A 24,438-nucleotide genomic window follows, 5' to 3' on the forward strand; every position below is an offset into this window, starting at 1 on the left:
ACTATGTCAGCAATAGGACACGAAATAATTAATGATCACGATCACGATCATCACGATAAAGGAAATTTCTTTACTAAATACGTATTTAGTTTAGATCACAAGATGATTGCTAAACAATACTTGATTACAGGTATTATTATGGGAATCATTGGGATTGTAATGTCCCTTTTATTTAGAATGCAAATCGCGTGGCCAGAAGAATCTTTTCAAGTATTCAAATGGTTACTAGGAGATAAAATGGCTCCTGATGGAGTAATGCGAAATGATATCTACCTTGCTTTGGTAACGATGCACGGAACAATCATGGTATTTTTCGTATTGACAGCAGGTTTAAGTGGTACATTCTCAAACTTACTTATTCCGTTGCAAATTGGAGCCCGTGATATGGCTTCAGGATTTATGAACATGTTATCATACTGGTTCTTCTTTGTTTCTGCTGTATTAATGGTTCTTTCATTATTCGTAGAAGGTGGACCTGCTTCTTCTGGATGGACAATTTATCCTCCGTTGAGTGCACTACCACAAGCAATCCCTGGATCAGGTATGGGAATGACACTTTGGTTAATTGCGATGGCTATTTTCATCGTTTCGTCAACAATGGGTTCATTAAACTACGTTGCAACTGTAGTAAACTTGAGAACGAAAGGAATGACAATGACTAGAATGCCATTGACGGTTTGGGCGTTATTCGTTACAGCTATCATCGGTATTGTATCGTTCCCAGTTCTTTTATCAGCTGCCTTATTATTGATTTTCGATAGAAGTTTCGGTACTTCATTCTTCTTGTCAGATATTTATTTAGCTGGGGAAGTTTTACACTACCAAGGAGGTTCACCAGTATTATACGAACACTTATTCTGGTTCTTAGGACACCCTGAGGTATATATCGTAATCTTACCTGCAATGGGTATTACTTCTGAAATTATCGCAACTTCTGCGCGTAAACCTATCTTCGGATACCGTGCGATGATTGCTTCAATCTTAGGTATTGCATTTTTATCAACAATCGTTTGGGGACACCACATGTTCGTTTCGGGTATGAACCCGTTCTTGGGATCTGTGTTTACCTTTACCACGTTATTGATTGCAATTCCATCGGCAGTAAAAGCGTTCAACTATATCACGACAATTTGGAGTGGTAATATTCAAATGAACCCTGCCATGTTATTCTGTATTGGATTCGTTTCGACATTCATCACAGGAGGTTTAACTGGAATTATCTTAGGAGATTCAACACTAGATATCAACGTTCACGATACGTATTTCGTTATTGCTCACTTCCACTTAGTAATGGGTATCTCTGCGCTTTACGGAATGTTCGCTGGTATTTACCACTGGTTCCCTAAAATGTTCGGTAGAATGATGAATAAAAACTTAGGTTATATTCATTTCTGGGTAACTGCAGTGTGTGCGTATGGAGTATTCTTCCCAATGCACTTCATCGGATTAGCAGGTTTACCTCGTCGTTACTACTCAAACACAGCTTTCCCATTATTTGACGAGTTCTATGATGTGAACGTTTTAATTACTGTGTTTGCTTTAGTAGGATCGGCTTTCCAATTGGTGTTCTTATGGAACTTCTTCGTTAGTATTTTCTACGGTAAGAAAGCGCCTCAAAACCCTTGGAGATCAAACAGTTTAGAGTGGACTACTCCAGTAGAACACATCCACGGAAACTGGCCTGGTGAGTTACCAGTTGTTTACAGATGGCCTTATGACTACAGTAAACCTGGATTACCAGAAGATTATGCGCCTCAAACCATGCCTTATGTTGAAGGTGAGGAGCAATTACACCACTAGAATTAATTTTAGTTTAGATACAAAAACGCCATTCATTTTTGAATGGCGTTTTTTTGTATCCCTTTTTTTCATTTATCTTTGTTTCATGAACGAGCATTTAGATCCTACGACCAAGCATTTCAACCAAGAGGAATTTGACGTTGAAAAAAAATTGAGACCGCTATCCTTTGATGATTTTGCAGGGCAGGATGGTGTTTTGGAAAACTTAAAAATATTTGTGGCCGCAGCAAACCAGCGTGGTGAAGCTTTGGATCACGCTTTATTTCATGGACCTCCAGGATTGGGTAAAACTACCTTAGCGAATATTTTGGCGAATGAATTAAATGTAGGAATCAAAATTACATCTGGTCCTGTATTGGATAAGCCTGGTGACTTAGCAGGATTGTTGACGAATTTGGAAGAACGCGATGTGCTCTTTATTGACGAGATTCACCGTTTAAGCCCTATTGTAGAGGAGTATCTTTACTCAGCTATGGAAGACTTTAAGATTGATATTATGATTGAATCTGGGCCAAATGCACGCTCGGTTCAAATTCACCTTAACCCGTTTACTTTGGTTGGTGCTACCACGCGTTCGGGTTTACTTACGGCACCGATGCGTGCGCGTTTTGGAATTCAAAGCCGCCTGCAGTACTATTCCAAAGAATTACTAGCAACCATTATCGAGCGCAGTGCGTCAATCCTCAATGTGCCTATTGATTTAGAGGCGGCGATCGAGATTGCAGGACGCAGTCGTGGAACACCGCGTATCGCCAACGCATTACTGCGTAGAGTGCGTGATTTTGCACAAATTAAGGGCAATGGTAGTATTGATGTAGAAATCTCTAAATACGCCTTAAATGCACTCCATGTGGATGCCCGTGGATTGGATGAGATGGACAACAAAATCCTCTCCACCATTATTGATAAATTCAAAGGCGGTCCCGTGGGCTTATCAACGCTGGCTACAGCAGTATCTGAAAATGCAGAAACCTTAGAAGAAGTGTATGAACCTTACCTAATTCAAGAAGGATTTATCATTCGAACCCCTCGTGGACGTGAAGCAACAGAATTAGCTTTTAAACACCTTGGACGTACTAAATCCGTAGGAGGACTATTTGATTTGTAACAACGTATGGATAAAAAATCCCACTATGCCGCGCTGATAAAAGCCGAAGCCAAGCGTTTGGGATTCCTGTCCTGTGGTATTTCTGAAGCGGGTTTCTTAGAAACAGAAGCCCCGCGATTAGAACAATGGTTGAACGCCAATATGCATGGCAGCATGCAGTATATGGAAAATCACTTTGATAAGCGCTTAAATCCCACGCTATTGGTAGAAGGTGCAAAGAGTGTGGTGTCCTTGTTGTTTAATTATTATCCCGAAGAAAAACAGCCTGAAGGAACATTTAAAATCTCAAAATACGCCTATGGTGAAGACTACCACTATGTAGTCAAAGATAAATTAAAAGAGTTACTTTATTTTATACATGAAAATATTGGAGCAGTTGATGGCCGTGCTTTTGTTGATTCAGCTCCCGTTTTGGACAAAGCCTGGGCAGCTAAAAGTGGCTTGGGGTGGATCGGAAAAAATAGCAATCTCATCTCTAAACAAGTCGGTTCCTTTTTCTTTATTGCTGAACTAATCATTGACTTAGAGCTGGAATCCGATGGAGCTACCACAGACCATTGTGGAAAGTGTACGCGATGCATCGATGCTTGTCCAACAGGTGCGATTGAAAGTGCTTATATTGTCAATGGATCGAAGTGTATTTCGTATTTTACCATTGAATTAAAAGACGATATCCCTAAGGAATTTGCAGGCCAATTTGACAATTGGATGTACGGTTGTGACGTTTGTCAGGACGTTTGTCCGTGGAATCGCTTTTCTAAGCCTCATAACGAACCTCGATTTACTCCTAATGAGGCGTTAATGAACTATTCGGACAAGGAGTGGAAAGAACTTACTAATGAGGTTTTTAATGATATCTTTAAAAAATCCGCAGTAAAAAGAACAAAGTATACAGGATTAGTGCGGAATATTAAATTTTTGAAGGAATAAAATTCTAACAATAAATTATCTTTAAAAAAAGGTAACTTTGTTTATTCGGTTAAACGTATTTTTATGAATAAAGAAAGCTTACGTAGGGAAGCGTTGTTATATCACGCAAAACCAACACCTGGAAAAATTCAAGTCGTACCTACAAAAAAATACTCTTCTCAAAGAGATTTAGCATTGGCCTACTCACCTGGTGTAGCAGAGCCATGTTTAGAAATTGCCAAAGATGTAAATAATGTGTATAAGTATACAGCAAAAGGAAACTTAGTAGCTGTTATATCGAATGGTACTGCTGTTTTAGGCTTAGGAAATATTGGCCCCGAGGCATCAAAACCTGTCATGGAAGGAAAAGGTCTTTTATTTAAGATTTTTGCTGATATTGACGTATTTGATATTGAGGTGGATACTACAGATATTGATGCCTTCATCGAAACGGTAAAAAACATTGCACCCACTTTTGGAGGAATCAACTTAGAAGACATCAAAGCCCCAGAATCATTTGAAATCGAGCGCAGATTAAAAGAGGAATTGAATATTCCTGTGATGCACGATGATCAACACGGAACGGCGATTATTTCTGCAGCAGCTTTGTTGAATGCCTTAGAACTAGCTGGAAAGAAAATTGAGGACGTGAAGATGGTTGTTTCTGGAGCGGGTTCAGCAGCAATCGCTTGTGCGAATTTATATGTTGCCTTTGGGGTGAAGCAAGAAAATATCTTGATGTTCAATAGTAAAGGAGTATTGAAGAAAAACGATGATCGTATTTCGGATATGCAACGGGAATTTGCAGTAGATTACGATATTTCTCTTCTGGACGCGATGAAAGGCAGTGATGTGTTCATTGGACTTTCGACAGCTGATGTGGTTACCCCTGAAATGTTGTTAGGAATGGCAGAGAATCCAATAGTATTTGCCATGGCAAATCCAAAACCAGAGATTGATTACAACTTAGCGGTACAAACGCGTAAGGATGTGATTATGGCTACTGGTCGTTCGGATTATCCAAACCAAGTGAATAATGTATTGGGATTTCCTTATATTTTTAGAGGAGCCTTAGATGTTCGTTCGACAAAGATCAACGAAGAAATGAAAATGGCAGCGGTAGTTGCTTTGGCTAAATTAGCAAAAGAACCGGTGCCAGAGCAAGTAAATATCGCTTACGGAGAAACAAAATTGAGTTTTGGCCGCGAGTATATCATTCCAAAACCATTTGATCCGCGTTTAATTGCTGTTGTGCCACCTGCAGTAGCAAAAGCAGCAATGGACTCTGGGTTAGCAGAAGCGCCAATTACGGATTGGGACAAATACAAACAAGAGTTAGAAGAACGCATGGGCTCAGATAACAAATTGGTACGTATGTTGTTCAATCGCGCTAAAATCGATGCAAAACGCGTGGTCTATGCAGAAGCAGATCACTTGGATGTATTGAAAGCCGCTCAAATCGCTTATGAAGAGGGAATCGCTATTCCAATTTTATTGGGAGACAAGGAAACCATCTTGGAATTAAAACAAGAAATTGAATTCCATGCAGATGTTGAAATCATCGATCCAAAAGCAGAAATCGAGAAAGAGCGCAGAGCTGAATTTGCTGATTTATATTGGAAGACAAGACAACGCAAGGGAATTACACAATACGAAGCGTCTAAATTGATGCGTGAACGCAATTATTTTGCCGCTATGTTAGTCAACACTGGACAAGCAGATGTATTGGTAACGGGATATTCTCGCAGCTATCCTACGGTAGTAAAACCAATTTTAGAGCTTATTCCTAGAGCTCAAGGGGTAGATAAAATTGCAACAGCAAATCTGATGATGACCAAGAGAGGTCCGATGTTCCTCGCAGATACAGCAATTAATCCAAATCCAACAGCAGAAGAGCTGGCTAAAATCGCCGTGATGGTAGAGAAAACAGTGAAACTGTTTGGGTTAGATCCTGTCATTGCGATGTTGTCGTACACCAATTTCGGTTCGGCAGAACATGCTTCTCCTACCAAAGTAAAAGAAGCAGTGAAAATTTTACACGAGCATTACCCAGAAATGATTGTCGATGGTGAAATTCAAATGGACTTTGCCTTGAATAACGAAATGTTAAAATCCAAATTTCCGTTTTCTAAGTTAGTCAATAAAAAAGTAAATACTTTGGTGTTTCCTAATTTAGATTCAGCGAATATTACTTATAAAATGTTGAAAGAATTGAATAAAGCAACTTCTATTGGTCCTATTATTATGGGGCTAGAAAAAGCGGTTCATATCTTCCAATTGGGTGCAAGCGTTGATGAAATGGTCAATATGACGGCAGTTGCAGTGGTAGACGCTCAAGTGAGAGAAAGTCGCAAGAAAAAATAAAAAAATAAAAACAAGAATCTTCCTTGGTTTGCGTTTCAGAATGTTAGTAAATAGTTAAAATTATTTACTATTTTTGATGAAAATTAAATTGTATGATTGCGCAAATTCAAGGAAGATTAATTGAAAAAACAGCTACCGAAGTGATTATTGATTGTCACGGGGTGGGGTACCAAATAAATATCTCATTGTATACCTATGCTCAGATTGGTAGCAGTGAGAACTTAAGGTTGTATACCTTTCTTCAAATCAAAGATGACGCACATACACTATTCGGGTTTATCGATAAGGTGGAGCGTGAGTTATTCAAACTTTTAATCTCTGTCTCGGGAGTAGGTGGAAATACCGCCCGAAATATTTTATCCTCAACCATCCCTAAGGAATTGTTACAAATGATTGCTAATGCAGATGCAAAAAGCATTCAACGTATTAAGGGAATCGGCGCAAAAACGGCGCAACGCATTATTTTAGACTTACAGGAAAAAGTACTGAAGCTGTACAATATTGATGAAGTTTTACTAACCGTTAACAATACAAATGCCGATGAAGCGTTATCTGCTTTAGAGGTACTTGGTTTTGTGCGTAAAACAGCAGAAAAAGTAGTGGATTCTATTTTAAAAGCTAATCCTGAAGCCTCTGTAGAAGATATAATAAAACAAGCACTAAAAAAGTTGTAAGTCTTGGGAGATTTCTTTGTTTTTCACCGGAAGTTGGCGTTGTGTTTCCTTTTTGTTTGGTGTAGTACCTGGAGCGGTATGGCACAAAATGGTGCATTGAATCAACCGAATGATTCAATTCCACAACCTGCTTATGATATTGGTACGGTCAACTTGCCAGATCCCGAAATTATCAAAGAATCGTATAGCTATGATCCCTTAACGGATCAATATTACTACACCAAAGTGGTGAGTGATTTTAACCTGAGTCTACCTTTGATCTTAACGCGTCAAGAATATGAGAAAATCCTGCTACGCGCTGAAATGCGTCGCTATTTTTCTCAGAAATTCAATGCCGTTAATGGAACCCTTGAGGATGAACAAGCCCAACGCGATATGTTGCCGCGCTACTACGTCAACTCAAAGTTGTTCTCTGGTATTTTCGGATCCAATGAAATTGATGTAAGACCCTCAGGTTCGGTAGAGTTCGATATGGGAATTCGCCATACCAAGCAGGAAAATCCTTTGACGTCTAGTCGCAATCGAAAATCGACAACTTTTGATTTCGATCAGCGTATTAGTATGGGATTACAAGGAATGGTAGGAACGCGATTAGCCGTAAATGCCAATTATGATACGCAAGCGAGTTTTGACTTCCAAAATATCATGAAGTTAGAGTATGCCCCAGATGAAGATGATATCGTACAAAAAGTAGAAGTGGGGAACGTGAGTATGCCGATTAGTGGTTCTTTAATTCGCGGCGCTCAAAGCTTGTTCGGGGTGAAAACAGAACTTAAGTTTGGTAAAACAACTATTACAGGTGTTTTCTCTGAACAAAAATCACAAACGACTTCAGTGAATGCTGAAGGAGGTGGGATGTTGGAGGATTTTGAATTATATGCCTTAGATTACGATGAAGATCGACACTTCTTCTTATCCCAATACTTTAGAAGTAAGTATGATGAAGCGTTAAAAAACTATCCCTATATCAATTCACGGGTACGTATTACCCGCGTAGAAGTATGGGTGACCAATCGCTATAATCGCGTGAGTCAAACCAATAATAACCTCCGAAATATCGTAGCTATCCAAGATTTAGGAGAAGGTTTTCTGCGCAATGTTAAAAATGAAAAACTCTTTTCACCTCGCGTTGATCCAGCACTTTTTGTATTGAATAAAACAATAGATGCACCAACGGATAATAAGAATAACCAGTATGATCCAGGAAAGATAGGTAGTAACTATTTAACGTCTTCTATCCGTACTCCAGGTATTGGAGGAAGTGGATTTACAAACAATGTACAAGAAGGATTGGATTATGCCCGTTTGGAAAGTGCTCGTAAATTAAGCCCAAATGAATTTACCTTTCACCCACAATTAGGATATATTTCCCTTCAGCAACGCTTGTCTAATGACGAGGTCTTAGGGGTAGCTTTCCAATATACCATTGGTGACAAAGTGTATCAGGTAGGTGAATTTGGTACGGATGGCGGAAGCTCTAATGTGGAAACCAATATTCCTGGTCAAACGGATCCAGACGCTCAAGTACCTTTAGCACAAGCGCTGGTTGTCAAAATGTTGAAGAGCTCCTTAACTTTGACCAGTGCACCCGTGTGGAATTTGATGATGAAGAATATTTATCAAATTCCCAATGCCATGAATATCTCACAAGATAAATTTCGATTTAACTTATTATATACCGATCCAAGTCCACTGAATTACATCAGTCAGGCAGGTGATTTACCTTTGCCAGAAGGAGTAGAACGCACACCTCTATTGAAAGTATTTCACCTAGATCGTTTAGATTCATCTAATAATCCACAGAATGGAGGAGATGGTTTCTTTGATTACCTCGCACAAGGAAGTGCGACCAACGGACTAGATCCTGCAACGGGTAGTTTTGGAAATAACAACAATGGATATGGAGGGAATAATTCTTACGGAGGTGGATATGGTAATAACTCCAATCAAAATCAATACAACAGCAATACTTTTGATGGAATTACCATTGATGCGGTAAATGGCCGAATTATCTTTACTACAGCAGAACCTTTTGGAGCATATTTATTTGACAAGTTGAAGAATAAAATGGATGAGGATTACGATGTTTCGGCATCTTATAACGCGAACCAAAAGAAATATGTATTCCGCGAATTATATTCTAATACAAAATCGTCAGCAATCCGAAACCAAAGTAGCAAGAATAAATTTCAATTAAAAGGAAAGTACTCGAGTGTAAGTGGACAGGGAATTCCAATTGGTGCTTTTAATATTGCTCCAGGATCCGTGGTGGTGAATGCAGGAGGAAGGGTTCTGACAGAGGGGGTAGATTATACCGTAGATTATACCGGTGGACGTGTAATGATTCTCGACGAGGCTTTATTGGCTTCAAATACACCAATTAATATTTCAGTAGAAAATAATACCATGTTTGGTCAACAAACCAAGCGCTTTTTTGGTTTAAATATTGATCACCAATTTAATAAAGACTTTAAAATTGGGGGTACCTTTTTGCGTTTATCCGAAAAACCAATGACGCATAAATCCATGTATGGACAAGAATCGGTAAATAATACCATTTGGGGATTCAATATGCAGTATTCGACAGAAGTACCTTTCTTGACGCGTATAGTGAATAAACTGCCTAATATTGATACGGATGTCGAATCTCGTGTGTCAGTGAGAGGGGAGTTTGCTTACTTGCAACCAGGGGCTTCCAAGAATGATGAAATGAATGGAGAAGCAACGGTGTATATTGACGATTTTGAAGGAGCACAATCACGTATCGATATTCGATCGCCTTTAGCATGGAAATTATCAAGTACGCCTGTAGGCTTCTTTAAGAAAGATGCTAATACCTATGAGGATCCGAATAACTTACCCCATTCTTTGGAAGATGGATTCCGAAGAGGAAAATTAGCTTGGTATACTATTGATCCTACGTTTTATGTAGGAGCAAAACCAAATGGCGTGGGAGAAGCAGATATGTCGTCGAACCGTACCCGTAGAATTTACAGTGAGGAATTATTTGCTACGAAGGATATCGCTTATGGAGAGAGTCGCGTTGTAACAACGTTAGATATGTCTTTCTATCCTGAAGAGCGTGGTCCGTATAACTTTAACCCTGAATTCTTGCAATCGTTAAAATCCAAATCACCACGTAAAAATTGGGGAGGGGTGATGAGAGGATTAGCAACAACCAACTTTGAACAAGCAAATATTGAATTTGTCGAATTTTGGGTATTAGACCCGTATGTAGGACGATCGAATGATGTGTTGCCAGAGCGAAATAATGGAGAGTTGCGATTGAACTTTGGTTTCATTTCAGAAGATATTTTACGCGACGGATACAAACAGTATGAAAATGGGTTGCCAGCAGTGGGAAGTACTGTAGCAACAATAGAAACGTTGTGGGGAAAAGTGCCAGCTGCGCCTTCGTTAATTTATGCGTTTGATGTTAATGCGGAAAGCAGAAGACTACAAGATGTTGGGTTGGATGGGTTAAGTGATGATGAAGAACGCGTGAAATTTGCTGATTTTGCAGGATTTAATGATCCTGCGGCAGATAATTTCGTACACTACCTCGATGCAGAAGGGAGTATTCTAGAACGTTATAAAAACTATAATGGAACAGAAGGAAACTCTCCAACTTCAGGAACAAGAGGTGGGAACAACCAACCAGATGCAGAGGATATTGATGGGGATAATACCATGAATACCATTGACGCTTACTTTGAGTATGCCGTAAAAATCAAGGCTAATCCAGCTGTAGGAGAAAATTACGTGACTGATATTCGAAATACAACAGTTCAATTGGCGGATGGATCAGTATCACCTGTACGCTGGGTGCAATACAAAGTACCGATTGATGAAAATGGAAAGAAAATCGGTATGATTGATGATTTTCGTTCGATGCGTTTTATGCGTATGTACTTAACGGGATTCGAAAGTGAGATTACCCTGCGTTTTGGAAGCTTGGATTTAGTGCGTTCGGATTGGAGAAGATACAACGCGAGTTTGCAAAATGACAAAGACAATAACCCACTGCCTTTGAGACCGAATACTGGTTTTGATGTAACTTCTGTGGGGATTCAAGATAATTACGATAGAAAACCAATTCCGTATGTAATTCCGCCAGGAGTGAAACGCGAGCAATACTATGTAAACAATACGGTGGTTTCACAAAATGAACAATCCTTATCGTTAAAGGTATATCCAGTTGAACCTGGAAAAACACCAGATGGATTAGCGCCTGGGGATTCAAGGGGTGTCTATAAAAATTTTAATTTAGATCTTCGTCGCTACAACAAGTTGCGTATGTTTATCCATGCGGAAGCTTTAGAAAATAGTACGATGCGTTTGCGCGATGATGAAATGGTCGCTTTTATTCGTTTGGGAACAGATATTACAGATAACTTTTACCAAGTGGAAATTCCGTTGAAGGTGACCAATTTTGGAGAAGCTAATCCGGATTTGATTTGGCCTGAAGCGAATGAATTAGAACTTCAGTTGGAACTTTTGACTAAGTTGAAAGTGCTCTTTATGAATGAAGTGGGGCAACAAGAGCGCTTAACTGATATTTTCTTTAAAGAGGAAGAAGAATTATCGGGCGGGGCAAGTCGTCCAAATAAATTGCGTTACGGGATTAAAGGAAATCCAAACTTTGGAAATGTTCGCGTCATCATGATTGGATTGCGCAACGACTTAGATCGCTATGGAGCTACAGGTGATTTAGCTGGAGAATTTTGGTTTGACGAATTGAGAATGTCAGACATGGATAACAAAGGTGGATGGGCAGCCACTTTAAGTGTGGATGCTAATTTAGCCGACTTCGCGAATATCTCAGCTACTGGTACAAAACGCACCATCGGATTTGGAGGATTAGAACAAGGACCAAACCAAAGAAGTAAAGAAGATTTTAAATCCTACAGTATTGTTACAAATGTCAATTTAGGACAACTATTGCCAAAGAACTGGCGCATTAATTTGCCGTTTAACTATGCCATTAGTGAAGAATTTATTACGCCTGAATTTGACCCAGCGAACCCTGATGTTAAATTAAAAACAATGAAATCGGTGGCGGGTTCTTCGGCTATGGCAGATGATATTGAAAAACGCGCTACAGATTACACCAAGCGAAGAAGTATCAACTTTATTGGGGTGAATAAACAGAAAAACCCAGAGAGTAAAAAGCGAATTTACGACATCGAAAATATTACGCTTTCTCATTCCTATAACGAAGTGATTCACCACGATTTTGAGGTGGAATCGATGATCGACCAACAAACGCGTTCAGCTTTGGACTATGCCTATAGTTTTGAAGCTAAACCCGTAGAACCTTTCAAAAAAGTAGACTTTATGAAAGGGCGCTATTGGCAAGTGTTAAAAGACTTTAACTTCAATTATGTACCGTCTAATATCATGTTTAGCAGTAATATTATGCGTCAATACAACAAGCAGCAATTCCGTTTGATTGATGTAGAAGGAATTGGTTTGGATCCACTGTACAGACGAAATTACTATTTCAATTACAACTATGGTTTTAACTTTGATTTGACGAAATCACTGCGTTTAAATTATGTGGGAGGAAGTAATAATATTGTTCGAAATTATTACGATAGCCAGTTTAATGTGATTGAAAATAGCACGATTTGGGATGATTATTTTAATATTGGAGAACCAAATCAATTTACGCAACAGTTTACGCTGAACTATGATTTACCGCTGAATAAAATTCCATTTTTAGCCTTTGTGCGCTCTACTTATGCCTATACAGGAACGTATAACTGGCAAAGGGCTTCAGATGCGTTCAGTCAAATTGAGTTCGAGGGGATGGATTATAATTTAGGAAATACGATTCAAAACTCGAGAAATCAACAGTTGAATACAACGTTTAGTTTAGAAACGCTTTATCGCTATGTTGGACTTGTAAAGCGAAATACAGCGAAAAAAACTCCTGCCAAAAAAGCAGCTATTGTACCAGGGCAAAAAGTGGTGCAAAATAAAGAAAATGACGGTAGTTCAATAGGTGGAACTTTACGCGATTATGCAGTTGGATTATTGACTTCGGTAAAAACAATTCAGATTAATTATGCTGAAAATAGCGGAACTGTTTTGCCTGGATTTATGCCGAGTGTCGGTTTCTTCGGAACGTCTAAACCAACCATGGGATTTGTCTTTGGAGATCAAGCGGATGTACGTTATCAAGCGGCCAATAGTGGCTATTTAACTAACTTCCCCGAGTTTAACCAAGAGTATACAGAAGTATCAAACAAGACGTTAAACTTTACGGCTAGTGTAAGTCCTATTCCAGATTTAACCATTGATGTGACCGGTAGAAGAATGAAATCCGAAAACTATGCAGAGCAATTCCAGGTAATTGACAACCAATATCAGTCACAGTCCCCCTATAGTTATGGGAACTTCAGTATTTCTACGATTATGTTGAGCAGTGCTTTCTCGAGTAATTCACTAGAGTATTCTGAGGCTTTTGAGCGTATGAAAGACAACCGATTAATTGTGGCAAACCGCTTGGCAACAGCAAGGGGAATAGATATTAATGATCCGAATAATTTAGACCAAGAAGGGTTCCCAATTGGATATAGCAAAGGTAGTCAAGAAGTACTGTTACCTTCTTTCTTAGCAGCTTATACAGGCAAAGGAGCCGAAAAAGTATCGACGAGTATGTTTAGAGATATTCCGTTGCCAAACTGGAATATGCGTTATACGGGATTAATGCGCATTCCTTGGATTAAGAGCAAATTCAGACGTTTCTCTATTCATCACGGGTATACAGCAACTTATGCCTTGGGGTCGTTTAGTTCGAATTTTGAATACTATGATAAGCCAGATGAAGTAAATCAGTACGGAAATTATCCCGCTAAAACGGTAGTGAATAATGCAATTTTAACTGAGCAATTTAATCCGCTAATTCGCTTCGATTTAGAAACGAATTCAGCAATTAAAATCTTAGCGGAAATCCGAAAAGATAGAACGTTGGCGTTGAGCTTTGACAACAACCTCTTGACGGAAACTACAGGTAATGATTATGTGATCGGATTGGGATACCGCATTAAAAATGTTGGATTTAATTCCATGTATGCTAACAATGGAATGGGAGGACGTATTGAAAGTGATATCAATATCAAGGTCGATTTGACGTTGAGTAAACGAGAAACGATTGTGCGCTATTTGGATTACAACAACAACCAAGTAGGGGGAGGACAGGATATGTGGAAGCTATTGATTACAGCTGATTATATGTTGAGTAAGAATTTAACCGCTATCTTCTTCTACGATCATTCCTTCTCAAAAGCCGTGATTTCAACCATGTATCCGATTACAAATATTCGCACTGGATTAACTATGCGATATAGTTTCGGAAATTAGTTGAATTTGTTTCGAAATACATAAGTTTATTATACATTTGCTAAAAAATAAATACAAAATGAATTTACCAGCTAATTTAAAGTACACAAAAGACCACGAATGGGTAGCTATCGAAGGTGATATCGCTACAGTAGGTATTACAGATTTCGCTCAAAGAGAGTTAGGAGATATTGTATATGTTGAAGTTGAAACCTTAGACCAAACTTTAGATAAAGATGAAGTTTTTGGTACAGTTGAAGCGGTGAAAACAGTTTCAGATTTGTTCTTGCCTTTGTCAGGTGAGGTAATTGAATTCAACGAAGGGTTAGAAACTGAGCCAGAATTGGTAAACCAAGATCCTTATGGAGCTGGATGGATGATTAAAATTAAAGTTTCTGATTTAAGTGAAGTAGATACTTTGTTGTCAGATGCAGCATATAAAGAATTAATTGGCGCGTAAGGTATATTTTATTTTAGCAGCACTGTGGACAGGGTTTATTTTATATGCCTGTCTCGCGGAAGCTTCTGCTATACCTAAAACGTCATTCTTCAATATTCCGAATAAGGATAAGATTGCACATTTTACTTTTTATTTTGTTTTTTCCATTCTATGGTTTTTGTTTGCAAACAAAAAAAATAAGGATAAAAAGTCGCATATCAGAACAGGAATAGTTATCTTTACTATTGCAACGTTCTTAGGGGGAGGAGTAGAGTTAAGTCAATATTTTTTCACCAATTCACGAAGCGCAGAATGGGCGGATGCTATCGCCAATGCACTGGGAAGTGCGATTGGAATTTTATTTGGTTTACTTATAACAACGCATAAAAAAAATAGAGCCCCATGATTGGGGCTTTTTTTATTCATTTAAAGTACGTACAACAATGAGAGATTTGAGAGAGTTTATGGATTCTACTTATTTGAAAACCGCAGAACAAGCCGGTTTGTCAGCTGTAGATAATAAAAAAGTGGTGACCGCTTTAATTCAAGAGGCAATTGAAGAGCAGTTTAAATTAGCGATGATTCGACCAGAAGAAGTAAAAGATGGACGAGCGCTAGTGGATCAAAACAATTCAAAGGTGCTGATTGGTACGGTGATTGACTTTCCGCATGGAGTAGGGGGACTTGATGCTAAGCTAAAAGAAGCCCAACAAGCCGTTGAGGATGGTGTGGATGAACTGGATTATGTGGTGGACTATAAAGCGTTCCAAAAAGGTGAGATTGATACCGTGAAGGAAGAGGTGCGTGCGTGTACGAAATTTGGTTTAGATCACGGAAAAGTGGTGAAGTGGATTATTGAAGTAGCTGCCTTGACAAATACTGAAATTATTAAGCTAACGGCGTTGATTAAAAATGTCGTATTGAGTAATTTTAAAGAAACAGACTACGACCATGTGTTTGTAAAGTCATCCACTGGTTTTTACCAAACAGAAGGAGGAAAACCTAATGGAGCAACCCTAGATACCTTAGTTTTAATGCTAGAAAACGCAGGACCACTCCCTGTAAAAGCAGCAGGTGGGATTCGCGACCGTGAAACAGCTGTCGAAATGATTGCTCTTGGCGTTAAAAGATTGGGAACTTCTTCGGCAAAATTGATTGTTGAGGGTAAGGGAACGACCGAAAATTACTAAAAGATTAAAATAAGTGAATATTCAAAGCTCTAACGTAGGTTTATGGGTATAGTTCTAAAAATTGGATTATATTTGCAACTCATTAAAAACAAATGAAAACAGCTTTGAATATTTCTTCTGAAAATAAACAATCGGTTTCTATCCTTAAGGAATTTAAAGAGATGACTAAGATGGGACTTGCCTTGAGCGTAGTGTTTTCCACTTTGGCAGGTTATGTTTTAGCTGTTCCGGATATTAGAAGCATTAATTATATGACCATTCTCGCCCTAGCAGTAGGGGGGTATTGTATGGTCGGAGCCTCTAACGTATACAATCAAATTATTGAGCGTGAGTTAGATGCGAAAATGAACCGCACGGCAAATCGACCAATTGCATCAGGTCGTGTAAAGCCTACACCAGCCTTCATCTTGGCGGTGATTTTAACGCTTGTAGGGATCGCTATTTTATATGCGATTAACCCTAAAACAGCTATGTTTGGTGCAATTTCTATCTTTTTATACACCAGTGTTTATACACCATTGAAAACCATAACACCTTTATCGGTATTTGTTGGGGCTTTTCCTGGTGCAATTCCATTTATGTTGGGATGGGTAGCAGAAACCAATAACTTTGGTATTGAAGCAGGAACCTTATTTTTAATCCAATTCTTTTGGCAGTTCCCGCACTTCTGGGCTATTGGATGGTTCTTATTTGATGACTATAAAAGAGGAGGGTTCTCCATGTTACCAACAGGTAAAAAAGATAACAAGACGCTAACACAGATTATATTATATACCATTTGGTTAATCATCGTTTCGATATTTCCAGTGTTTAATGTGACAGGTCGATTGTACTTGACTCCTGTGGCAGCTGTTTTAGTTTTACTAGCGGGAATTTGGATGTTAACGGCAGCCGTAAAACTATACAAGAAAAGAACGGATAAGGCCGCTCGTTCGTTAATGTTAGTAAGTGTAACGTATATTTCGTTAATTCAAATCATTTACGTGTTAGATAAAATTTTACGATAGTTTATACAAGAAAATATGGAAAATAGTATAGCGCAAGAACAGTACGAGAAAAAAGGCAGAGCATTAAAAGTAATGCTGTTGTTTGCCATTGGAAGTATTGCCATGGTTTTTGCCGGGTTGACCAGTGCTTATGTGGTAAGTAAGTCAAGACCAGATTGGCTCGTAGATTTCGTTTTGCCAATCGATTTTACAATTAGTACCGTTGCAATTGTAATCAGTAGCTTGACGATGCACCTCGCATTAAAGGCAACGAAAGAGGGAAATGTTAAAAGAAGTACGATTTATTTAGTTTCTACTTTGATTTTAGGTCTCTTATTCGTTTTTTTGCAATTCAAAGGTTTTGGACAAGTAATTAGCGAAGGCTACTTCTTTACAGGAAGCGAGAGTACAATTACAACTTCATTTTTATATGTCATTGTAATTGTGCATATTGCACACTTGTTTGGAGGGATGATTTCTTTACTAGTAGTAATTTATAATCATTTTAAACAAAAGTATAATGCTGAGCAATACATTGGATTACAGCTATGTGCGTGGTTCTGGCATTTCTTAGATATACTTTGGGTTTATTTGTTTTTGTTTTTTACATTCTTTAAATAGAAAATTTAAATTAAATTTGGGAACTTTATAACTAATAACTTTTTATGGGAGCGACAGTTACTACAGAAGCTACTGAAGTAAGAGGCGATGCAAGAGGGCCTCTAAATGTAAGCTACGGTAAAATGATGATGTGGTACTTCATATTATCAGATTCATTAACATTTTGTGGATTCCTTGTAGGATACGGTTTTACAAGATACAAGTTTATGGATACTTGGCCGATTGCAGACGAGGTGTTTAACCACTTTCCTTTTTTACACGGTGTAGATGCACCAATGTACTACGTGGCGTTAATGACCTTTATTCTTATTTTCTCCTCTGTAACAATGGTATTAGCCGTTGATGCAGGACATCAAATGAAGAGAAAAAAGGTGGCAACGTATATGTTTTTAACTATCTTAGGTGGTTTAGTGTTCATCGGATCACAAGCTTGGGAATGGAAAAACTTTATTAATGGTTCATATGGAGCTGTAGAAACAAGAGGTGGATCAATCCTACAGTTTGTTGGAGAGGATGGAAAACAAATCGCTTTAGCTGATTTTGTCGTTGCTGATCCAAATAAAAACGATGCTACATTAACTAGAGCAAACGCAACTTGGTTCGTAAATGGACCTAAAAAGTCTACGTACTCTTTAGCTGAAGTTCAAGCAGGATTCGACGCTAATCCAAACATTAGAATTCGTACACAAAAAACAACAGACGCAAAACACAAAGAAATTCTTTCAAGAGAAGCTTCTGTGGAGCGTTTAAAAGACGCTGTATTAGTGGTAGAAGGTGCAAACCTAATCCGAAACGAATACGGTCATAAAACATTCGCTGATTTCTTTTTCTTCATTACTGGTTTCCACGGATTCCACGTTTGTACAGGAATCTTAATCAACATTATTATTTTCTTTAATGTGTTATTAGGTACGTACGACAGAAGAGGATCATACGAAATGGTTGAAAAAGGAGGATTATATTGGCACTTCGTCGATTTAGTATGGGTGTTCGTATTTACGTTCTTCTATTTAGTTTAATGGTATAAAATAATATTGATATGGCAGCAGAAGCAACAGCGCATCATTCAAACGCAAAGAAAATCTGGAAAGTGTTTTTCATCCTATCAGCAATTACTATTGTAGAGGTTGTATTAGGTATTTTTAAACCAGAAAGTATACATCACGTACACATCTTTGGTCTAAGTTTGTTAAATTATATCTTCATTGTTTTAACAATTTGGAAAGCGTACTACATCATGTGGTCGTTCATGCACTTAGAGCAAGAGAAAACAGCATTTAGATGGACGGTAGCAGGAGTTTTATCATTCTTGTGTGTTTATTTAATTACGCTAGTGCTGATTGAAGGAAACTACGTATATGAAGTTTTCCAAAACGCACAATATAAGTGGATATTTTAATAAGTTATTATAATTTAAAAGGCGGTTTATTAACCGCCTTTTTTTATTTTTGTCTAGCTATTTAATTTATTGTAAAGTGAAAAAATATATCATACTCGTTTTGCTCTTTGTTATGCCGATTTGTGCGTATCTCTTTTTCGCTACTGGAGTGAATCAATTTCAACGATTACCCATCATCAGCGAAAATGTGAATGAATTGCCAATCGGAGAAACTTCCTTGGGTAAACAACCCGTTTTAGAAGGACGTATTACCGTTGTGGGCTTCCCAGGAGCTCATTTGTATAAAGACCGTGGGGATGCGTTTAACCTCAATCAGAAAATCTATAACCGCTACAAAGACTTTGACGATTTTCAATTGGTGATGATTTTGCCTAAAGGTTCTGAAGCTGAAGCGAAAAAAGTAGTAGAAGATCTGACCCCCATTTCGGATATGTCCAATTGGAACTATCTCTTTTTGGAACCAGGAGAAATTCAGGCGTTTTATAACAGTTTAGGATTGGTTGGTAAGTTGGATGATGATTTAGCAAGTACGTTAGTGTATATCATCGATAAGGATAAAAATCTAAGAGGAAGAAAAGGAAAAAATAAGGCAGGGGAAATGGAATACAAAGAAGGATATTCAACCATTTCAGCAGCAGAATTACACAACGATATGATGGACGATATGAAGGTGGTTTTGGCAGAATATCGCTTGGCATTAAAACAGTATAAACGCATTAATAAGGCAGAGTAATCATGAAAGATAAATCGTATATCTGGATTTCTTTAGTAGTTTTAGTCTTCGGCATCTGGGCGGTGCCTAAAATTATTAAAAAGTTCGAAAAATCAGACCTACTTGTTATTGGACAAGCTCCTTCATTTGAATTGGTGGATCAGAACAACAAAACCATCAACAATGCGAGTTATAAAGGGAAAGTATATGTAGTGGAGTTTTTCTTTGCTAACTGCCCAACAATTTGTCCGATTATGAATCAGAATATGTTGAAGTTGCAAGATACTTTCCGTCCACACATGGATTTTGGAATTGCATCCATTACTATTGACCCGAAAAATGATACGGTAGAAGCCCTACACGAACATGCTGCCGAGTTAGGAGTAAAGATTCCCTACTGGCATATGTTAACTGGGGATGCTACATATATTTATGATTTAGCAGCTAAATTCAACTTGTATACAGGAGTAAACCCAGAGGCCCCTGGTGGTTTTGAACATTCAGGTTTATTCGCTTTGATTGATAAAGAAGGTAATATCCGTTGTAGAACAGATGAACAAGGAAACCCAATTTTGTACTATGATGGAACATCAGATGATGGCGTAAAATGGATCAAGGAGGATATTAAACTATTGTTAGAAGAATAAGACATGGAAAATTACAAAGAATTAGAGCAGAAATATACCAAGTGGATTTGGATTTTATCCATCGCTATTCCGGTTGTCGTGGCAATCTTGTTTGGTGTGAATTTACAAAAGTTAGGCTATGATGTACAACCATTAAGTTTTTTACCCCCTATTTACGCTACAATTAATGGTATTACAGCCGTTTTATTAGTTTGGGCGGTAGCAGCAATTAAAAAGGGAAATAAAGTCTTACACGAGCGTTTAATTAAGCTGTGTATTGCGTGCTCTATTGCATTTTTAGCGATGTATGTGGCGTATCATATGACGTCAATTGAAACAAAGTACGGCGGTGAAGGATGGATGCGTTATACCTATTTCTTTATCTTGATTTCACATATTCTCTTGTCTATTATCATTATTCCGTTTGTCTTGATTACGTTTGTACGCGGGATTTCAGGATCGTATCAACGCCATAAAAAATTGGCGCGTATTACGTATCCCATGTGGCTCTATGTAGCCGTAACTGGGGTGATTGTGTATGTAATGATTTCTCCATATTACGTGAATTAATAGCTATGAAAAAGTATTTATTTTTAGTTGTATTTTTTGTGTTAGCTGCTACACAAACAACGGTTGCACAATGTGCTATGTGTAGAGCAGTATTAGAAACGGAAGATGGAGGGGTAAAAGCCGAGGCAGTAAATAATGGAATTGTCTACTTGATGATATTCCCGTATTTACTCGTGGGATTTGCACTCTATTTTAGTTATAAAGTGTATAAAAAGAAAAAGAGCTAAGCTCACTTCAGCATAGTAAACCGCCTAAGCAGGCGGTTTTTTTATTACCTTTAATGTAACAATTGGGGGCTATACACGTCTGATTGTTTAGATAATTAGTTTTCAATGAATTTGTATCAAGTTTATATCTCAACTTTGTGTTTCTTTTGGGCTACAGTAGCTGTATCTCAAGAGAAGCGTTGGACATTGGATGAATGCATTACGTATGCTATCGAGCACAACATTAGTGTCAAGCAAATCGAAATTGGTGAACAAAGTAAAGGGATTTCCGTCGATATGGCCCGCTATGACTTTTTACCTGTTGTTAGTGGAAGTGCGAATCACTCCTGGACGTTCGTGGATCAACTTGATCCTCAAACAGGAACTGTTGGACAACGTACTCTACAAGAATCTACGGTTGGTTTGAGTGTGGGAGTGGATCTTTTCAATGGGCTACAAAAGCAAAAACGATTGGCTAAATCGCGGTTAGAGCATATAGCAGCAGTGTATCAAGTCCAAAGAATCAAAGAAGATATCGCTTTGGCAGTAATTAATTCCTATTTGCAGATTATTTTCAATAAGGAATTGATGCATACCAACCAAGTGCAATTGGATTATGATGAAGCTGAAGTGGGGCGGGTACAAGTGCTGGTAGATGCGGGGGCTGTCCCGGCAGGAGATTTGCTCGATGTCAAAGCTACGGTAGCTTCTTCTCGACAGCGTTTGATTGCCTCCGAAAATGAACTGATTATTGCAAAACTTAATTTAGCCCAGTTGCTTCAAATTCGAGACTATGAAACATTTGATGTGCAAGACACTGACTATCAAGTGACAACTTCTGAATTGATGTTGTACTCACCTGAAGAAATTGCTATGCGTGCTTTTGAATCCTTAACGAATATTAAAACAGCAGAGCTCAATGTACAATTAGCAGAGAAAGAGGTGCAAATTAGTAAAGGGGCCTATTATCCTAAATTGACAGGTTTCTATAATTTTGGATCAAATGTACAGTATCAGGATCGCGTGGTTGGAAGTGTAATTACGGGAAGTACGGAACCAATTGGGTATGTAGAAGGCTCAGGGCAACGCGTTATGCGTCAAGGGATGATGAATGTATACGGAGGACCTGAATCTTTCTTCCGACAAATCGACAACAACAAAAGTTCAGCCTTTGGTTTGAGTTTGTCTATTCCTATTTTCAATGGGTTAAAAACGAGAAAAACAGTAAAACTCAATCAATTGGCGTTAACGCAAATGCAATATGAAAAAGAAGCCGAAGAATTGAAATTAGAACAATTGGTTTTCAAGGCGTATACAGACACCAAAAGTAGTTTTCAAACCTATGAAGCTAGTGTAGTAACCCTTGAATCTCGCGAGAAATCTTTGGAATATGCTCGGGAACGCTATGCGGTAGGGTTGATTAATATTTTTGAACTTAATCAGAATCAAAACTTATATGTAACGGCACAATCTAACTTGCTCAAAGCCAAATACGATTACATATTTAAGAATAGAATACTCGAATATTACTTTGGATTACCGTTGTTTAAAAGAAATTAATTATGAAAAAAAAATATATACTGCTTGGTTTAGTTCTTGTTTTAGGAAGTGTTGTTCTACTGCAGGTTTTTACGGCTAAAGATGAAGCTACGGTTGTTGAGCTAGCAGCAGTTGATGAAATAAATTTAGTAGAGACCGTATCGGGTACAGGAAAAATTCAACCCGAAATTGAGATTAAAATAACACCAGAAGTCTCTGGAGAAATCATAAATTTGCCAATCAAAGAAGGACAAGTAGTCAATAAGGGTGATTTGTTGGTGGTGATTAACCCCAATTTGTATGAATCTAATTTAGATCGTATGGTCGCTATGTTGTCCACGAGTAAGGCAGGTTTAGAACAAGCAGAAGCTCAACTCAAAGAAACCAAAGCCTCTTATGCACGAAATAAAACCTTGTATGATAAAGGGGTGATTTCAGGTTCTGAATGGGATCAAGTGGTGCGTTCATATGAGGTAGCAAAAGCCAATAAGAATTCAGCCTTTTACAACGTTGAAAGCTCGAAAGCTGCGGTAGAGGAAGCAAAGGTAAATTTGTTGAAAACAACGATTTATGCGCCTAGTGCGGGGACAATTTCTCGTGTGGATGTGGAATTGGGAGAACGCGTATTGGGAACTCAACAAATGGCGGGTACGGAATTGTTGCGTGTAGCGAATTTGAACAGCATGGAAGTGGAAGTAAACATCAATGAAAATGATATTGTCAAAGTCAAAGTTGGAGATGAAACGAAAATAGACGTAGATGCTTTTCTGAAAAAAGAATTTAAAGGAATTGTAACCAGTATTTCGAATTCAGCTTCTAATCAGACGTTGTCAGCAGATCAAGTCACTACGTTCAAGGTGAAAATTAAGATTTTACGCGAATCATATGAGGATTTGCTCGATGGCAAGTTAGAAGACTATTCGCCTTTTCGACCAGGGATGACAGCTGCGGTAGATATTGTAACCCATGAAAAAAACAAAGTCATCGCAGTTCCAATTAGTGCTGTGGTGATGCGAAGTCCGAGTGATACACTTGTGGAAAAAGATACAAAAACCGTACAGACAAGTGATGCATTAAAGGAAGCAGTATTTGTAGAAGCCAATGGAGTTGCTCAATTGCGCTTTGTCAAAACGGGAATTCAAGATGATAAAAATATTGAAATTGTTCAAGGATTGAAAAAAGGAGATGTGATTATTACAGGTCCTTATTCGATAGTGAGTAAATCCTTGAAACACAACGATAAGATAAAGAAAGAAGAAACGAAAGAATGATTGTACTATTGAATATAGAGACGGCAACGAAGAATTGTTCTGTCTCTTTGTCTGTAGATGGAGCACTTGTAGGTGCGAAAGAAGTAGCAGAAGAAAATTTTTCACATGCGGAAAAGCTGCATGTATTTATTGAAGAATTGCTGCAAGAGCATGCGTTGAGTATGAAGGATTTATCGGCTATTGCAGTAAGTCAAGGCCCAGGGTCTTATACCGGATTGCGCATTGGTGTTTCTGCTGTAAAAGGGTTGTGCTATGGATTGAATATTCCAATGATTGGGTTGGATACGCTTCAAATTTTAGCCAAACAATTGCAAGTAGAAAGCGGATGGATTATACCGATGATCGATGCAAGGCGAATGGAGGTGTTTTGCGCCACTTTTTCTCACGAAAGGAATCTTGTTAAGCCTATTGAAGCGAAAGTGATTGACGAGGCTTCTTTTAGCGAATTAAAAGGGGATACACCTGTTTACTTCATCGGGGATGGTGCAATGAAATGTGCAACGGTATTAACCGCACCAAATTTTGTGTTTTGCGAAACGATTACCTATCCTTCGGCCAAAGAAATGGTTGCCTTGAGTTATGAAAAATATCTCGCACAAGACTTTGTAGATGTCGCTTATTTTGAGCCTTACTACCTCAAAGACTTTGTGATGCCCGTTAAAAAACAGAAATAAGCG

General features: G+C 38.3%; 20 protein-coding genes. All 20 read left to right on the top strand.

Features of this window, described 5'->3' with window-relative positions; all coding sequences use genetic code 11:
• Positions 1-3: 3 nt before the first annotated feature.
• Positions 4-1,800, top strand: a complete 1,797-nt coding sequence (locus tag ACLJX0_RS03840; RefSeq protein ID WP_410878604.1) for a cbb3-type cytochrome c oxidase subunit I — start codon at positions 4-6, stop codon at positions 1,798-1,800.
• An 85-nt stretch (positions 1,801-1,885) separates the two neighbouring features.
• A complete protein-coding gene (gene ruvB, locus ACLJX0_RS03845) occupies positions 1,886-2,908 on the top strand; it encodes a Holliday junction branch migration DNA helicase RuvB (RefSeq protein WP_410878606.1) in 1,023 nt (340 codons plus the stop codon).
• Positions 2,909-2,914: 6 nt separating this feature from the next.
• Positions 2,915-3,838: a tRNA epoxyqueuosine(34) reductase QueG gene (gene queG / locus ACLJX0_RS03850; RefSeq protein ID WP_410878608.1), complete on the top strand. Its 924-nt coding sequence runs from the start codon at positions 2,915-2,917 to the stop codon at positions 3,836-3,838.
• Between the two features lie 63 nt (positions 3,839-3,901).
• Positions 3,902-6,181: an NADP-dependent malic enzyme gene (locus tag ACLJX0_RS03855; protein WP_410878610.1), complete on the top strand. Its 2,280-nt coding sequence runs from the start codon at positions 3,902-3,904 to the stop codon at positions 6,179-6,181.
• Between the two features lie 92 nt (positions 6,182-6,273).
• Positions 6,274-6,855, top strand: a complete 582-nt coding sequence (gene ruvA, locus ACLJX0_RS03860; RefSeq protein ID WP_410878612.1) for a Holliday junction branch migration protein RuvA — start codon at positions 6,274-6,276, stop codon at positions 6,853-6,855.
• A gap of 78 nt (positions 6,856-6,933) precedes the next feature.
• On the top strand, positions 6,934-14,223 hold the full coding sequence (gene sprA / locus ACLJX0_RS03865) for a cell surface protein SprA (RefSeq protein ID WP_410878614.1): 7,290 nt from the start codon (positions 6,934-6,936) through the stop codon (positions 14,221-14,223).
• A 58-nt stretch (positions 14,224-14,281) separates the two neighbouring features.
• Entirely contained in the window at positions 14,282-14,662 is a 381-nt protein-coding gene (gene gcvH / locus ACLJX0_RS03870; protein ID WP_182646888.1) for a glycine cleavage system protein GcvH, read from the top strand.
• Positions 14,652-15,047 carry a VanZ family protein gene (locus ACLJX0_RS03875; protein WP_410878616.1) on the top strand — a complete coding sequence of 132 codons (396 nt, stop codon included), beginning with the start codon at positions 14,652-14,654 and terminating at the stop codon, positions 15,045-15,047. The genes gcvH and ACLJX0_RS03875 overlap by 11 nt, the downstream gene beginning before the upstream one ends.
• A 37-nt stretch (positions 15,048-15,084) precedes the next feature.
• Positions 15,085-15,831 (top strand): deoxyribose-phosphate aldolase, encoded by a 747-nt coding sequence (deoC, locus tag ACLJX0_RS03880; RefSeq protein ID WP_410878618.1) that lies wholly within the window; start codon positions 15,085-15,087, stop codon positions 15,829-15,831.
• A gap of 92 nt (positions 15,832-15,923) precedes the next feature.
• Complete coding sequence (gene cyoE, locus ACLJX0_RS03885; protein WP_410878620.1) at positions 15,924-16,838, top strand: heme o synthase; 915 nt, start codon at positions 15,924-15,926, stop codon at positions 16,836-16,838.
• Between the two features lie 15 nt (positions 16,839-16,853).
• The gene (locus ACLJX0_RS03890) at positions 16,854-17,438 is read left to right on the top strand and encodes a heme-copper oxidase subunit III (RefSeq protein WP_410878622.1); all 585 of its coding nucleotides are present in this window, start codon (positions 16,854-16,856) and stop codon (positions 17,436-17,438) included.
• Between the two features lie 44 nt (positions 17,439-17,482).
• The gene (locus ACLJX0_RS03895; protein WP_410878624.1) at positions 17,483-18,457 is read left to right on the top strand and encodes a cytochrome c oxidase subunit 3; all 975 of its coding nucleotides are present in this window, start codon (positions 17,483-17,485) and stop codon (positions 18,455-18,457) included.
• 20 nt (positions 18,458-18,477) lie between these two features.
• Positions 18,478-18,837, top strand: a complete 360-nt coding sequence (locus ACLJX0_RS03900; RefSeq protein ID WP_410878626.1) for a cytochrome C oxidase subunit IV family protein — start codon at positions 18,478-18,480, stop codon at positions 18,835-18,837.
• A 112-nt stretch (positions 18,838-18,949) separates the two neighbouring features.
• Complete coding sequence (locus ACLJX0_RS03905) at positions 18,950-19,570, top strand: hypothetical protein (RefSeq protein ID WP_410878725.1); 621 nt, start codon at positions 18,950-18,952, stop codon at positions 19,568-19,570.
• A 2-nt stretch (positions 19,571-19,572) separates the two neighbouring features.
• Complete coding sequence (locus tag ACLJX0_RS03910) at positions 19,573-20,196, top strand: SCO family protein (protein WP_410878628.1); 624 nt, start codon at positions 19,573-19,575, stop codon at positions 20,194-20,196.
• A 3-nt stretch (positions 20,197-20,199) separates the two neighbouring features.
• Positions 20,200-20,745, top strand: coding sequence for a DUF420 domain-containing protein (locus ACLJX0_RS03915; protein ID WP_410878629.1), 546 nt, complete (start codon positions 20,200-20,202; stop codon positions 20,743-20,745).
• 5 nt (positions 20,746-20,750) lie between these two features.
• Complete coding sequence (locus ACLJX0_RS03920) at positions 20,751-20,972, top strand: hypothetical protein (protein ID WP_410878631.1); 222 nt, start codon at positions 20,751-20,753, stop codon at positions 20,970-20,972.
• 105 nt (positions 20,973-21,077) lie between these two features.
• Positions 21,078-22,511: a TolC family protein gene (locus ACLJX0_RS03925; protein WP_410878633.1), complete on the top strand. Its 1,434-nt coding sequence runs from the start codon at positions 21,078-21,080 to the stop codon at positions 22,509-22,511.
• A gap of 2 nt (positions 22,512-22,513) precedes the next feature.
• Positions 22,514-23,761: an efflux RND transporter periplasmic adaptor subunit gene (locus tag ACLJX0_RS03930; protein ID WP_410878635.1), complete on the top strand. Its 1,248-nt coding sequence runs from the start codon at positions 22,514-22,516 to the stop codon at positions 23,759-23,761.
• Complete coding sequence (gene tsaB / locus ACLJX0_RS03935; RefSeq protein WP_410878637.1) at positions 23,758-24,435, top strand: tRNA (adenosine(37)-N6)-threonylcarbamoyltransferase complex dimerization subunit type 1 TsaB; 678 nt, start codon at positions 23,758-23,760, stop codon at positions 24,433-24,435. Before ACLJX0_RS03930 ends, tsaB begins: the two co-directional genes overlap by 4 nt.
• Positions 24,436-24,438: the final 3 nt, after the last annotated feature.

The sequence above is a fragment of the Myroides sp. DW712 genome (genome assembly GCF_046557355.1).
Taxonomy (GTDB): Bacteria; Bacteroidota; Bacteroidia; order Flavobacteriales; family Flavobacteriaceae; genus Flavobacterium.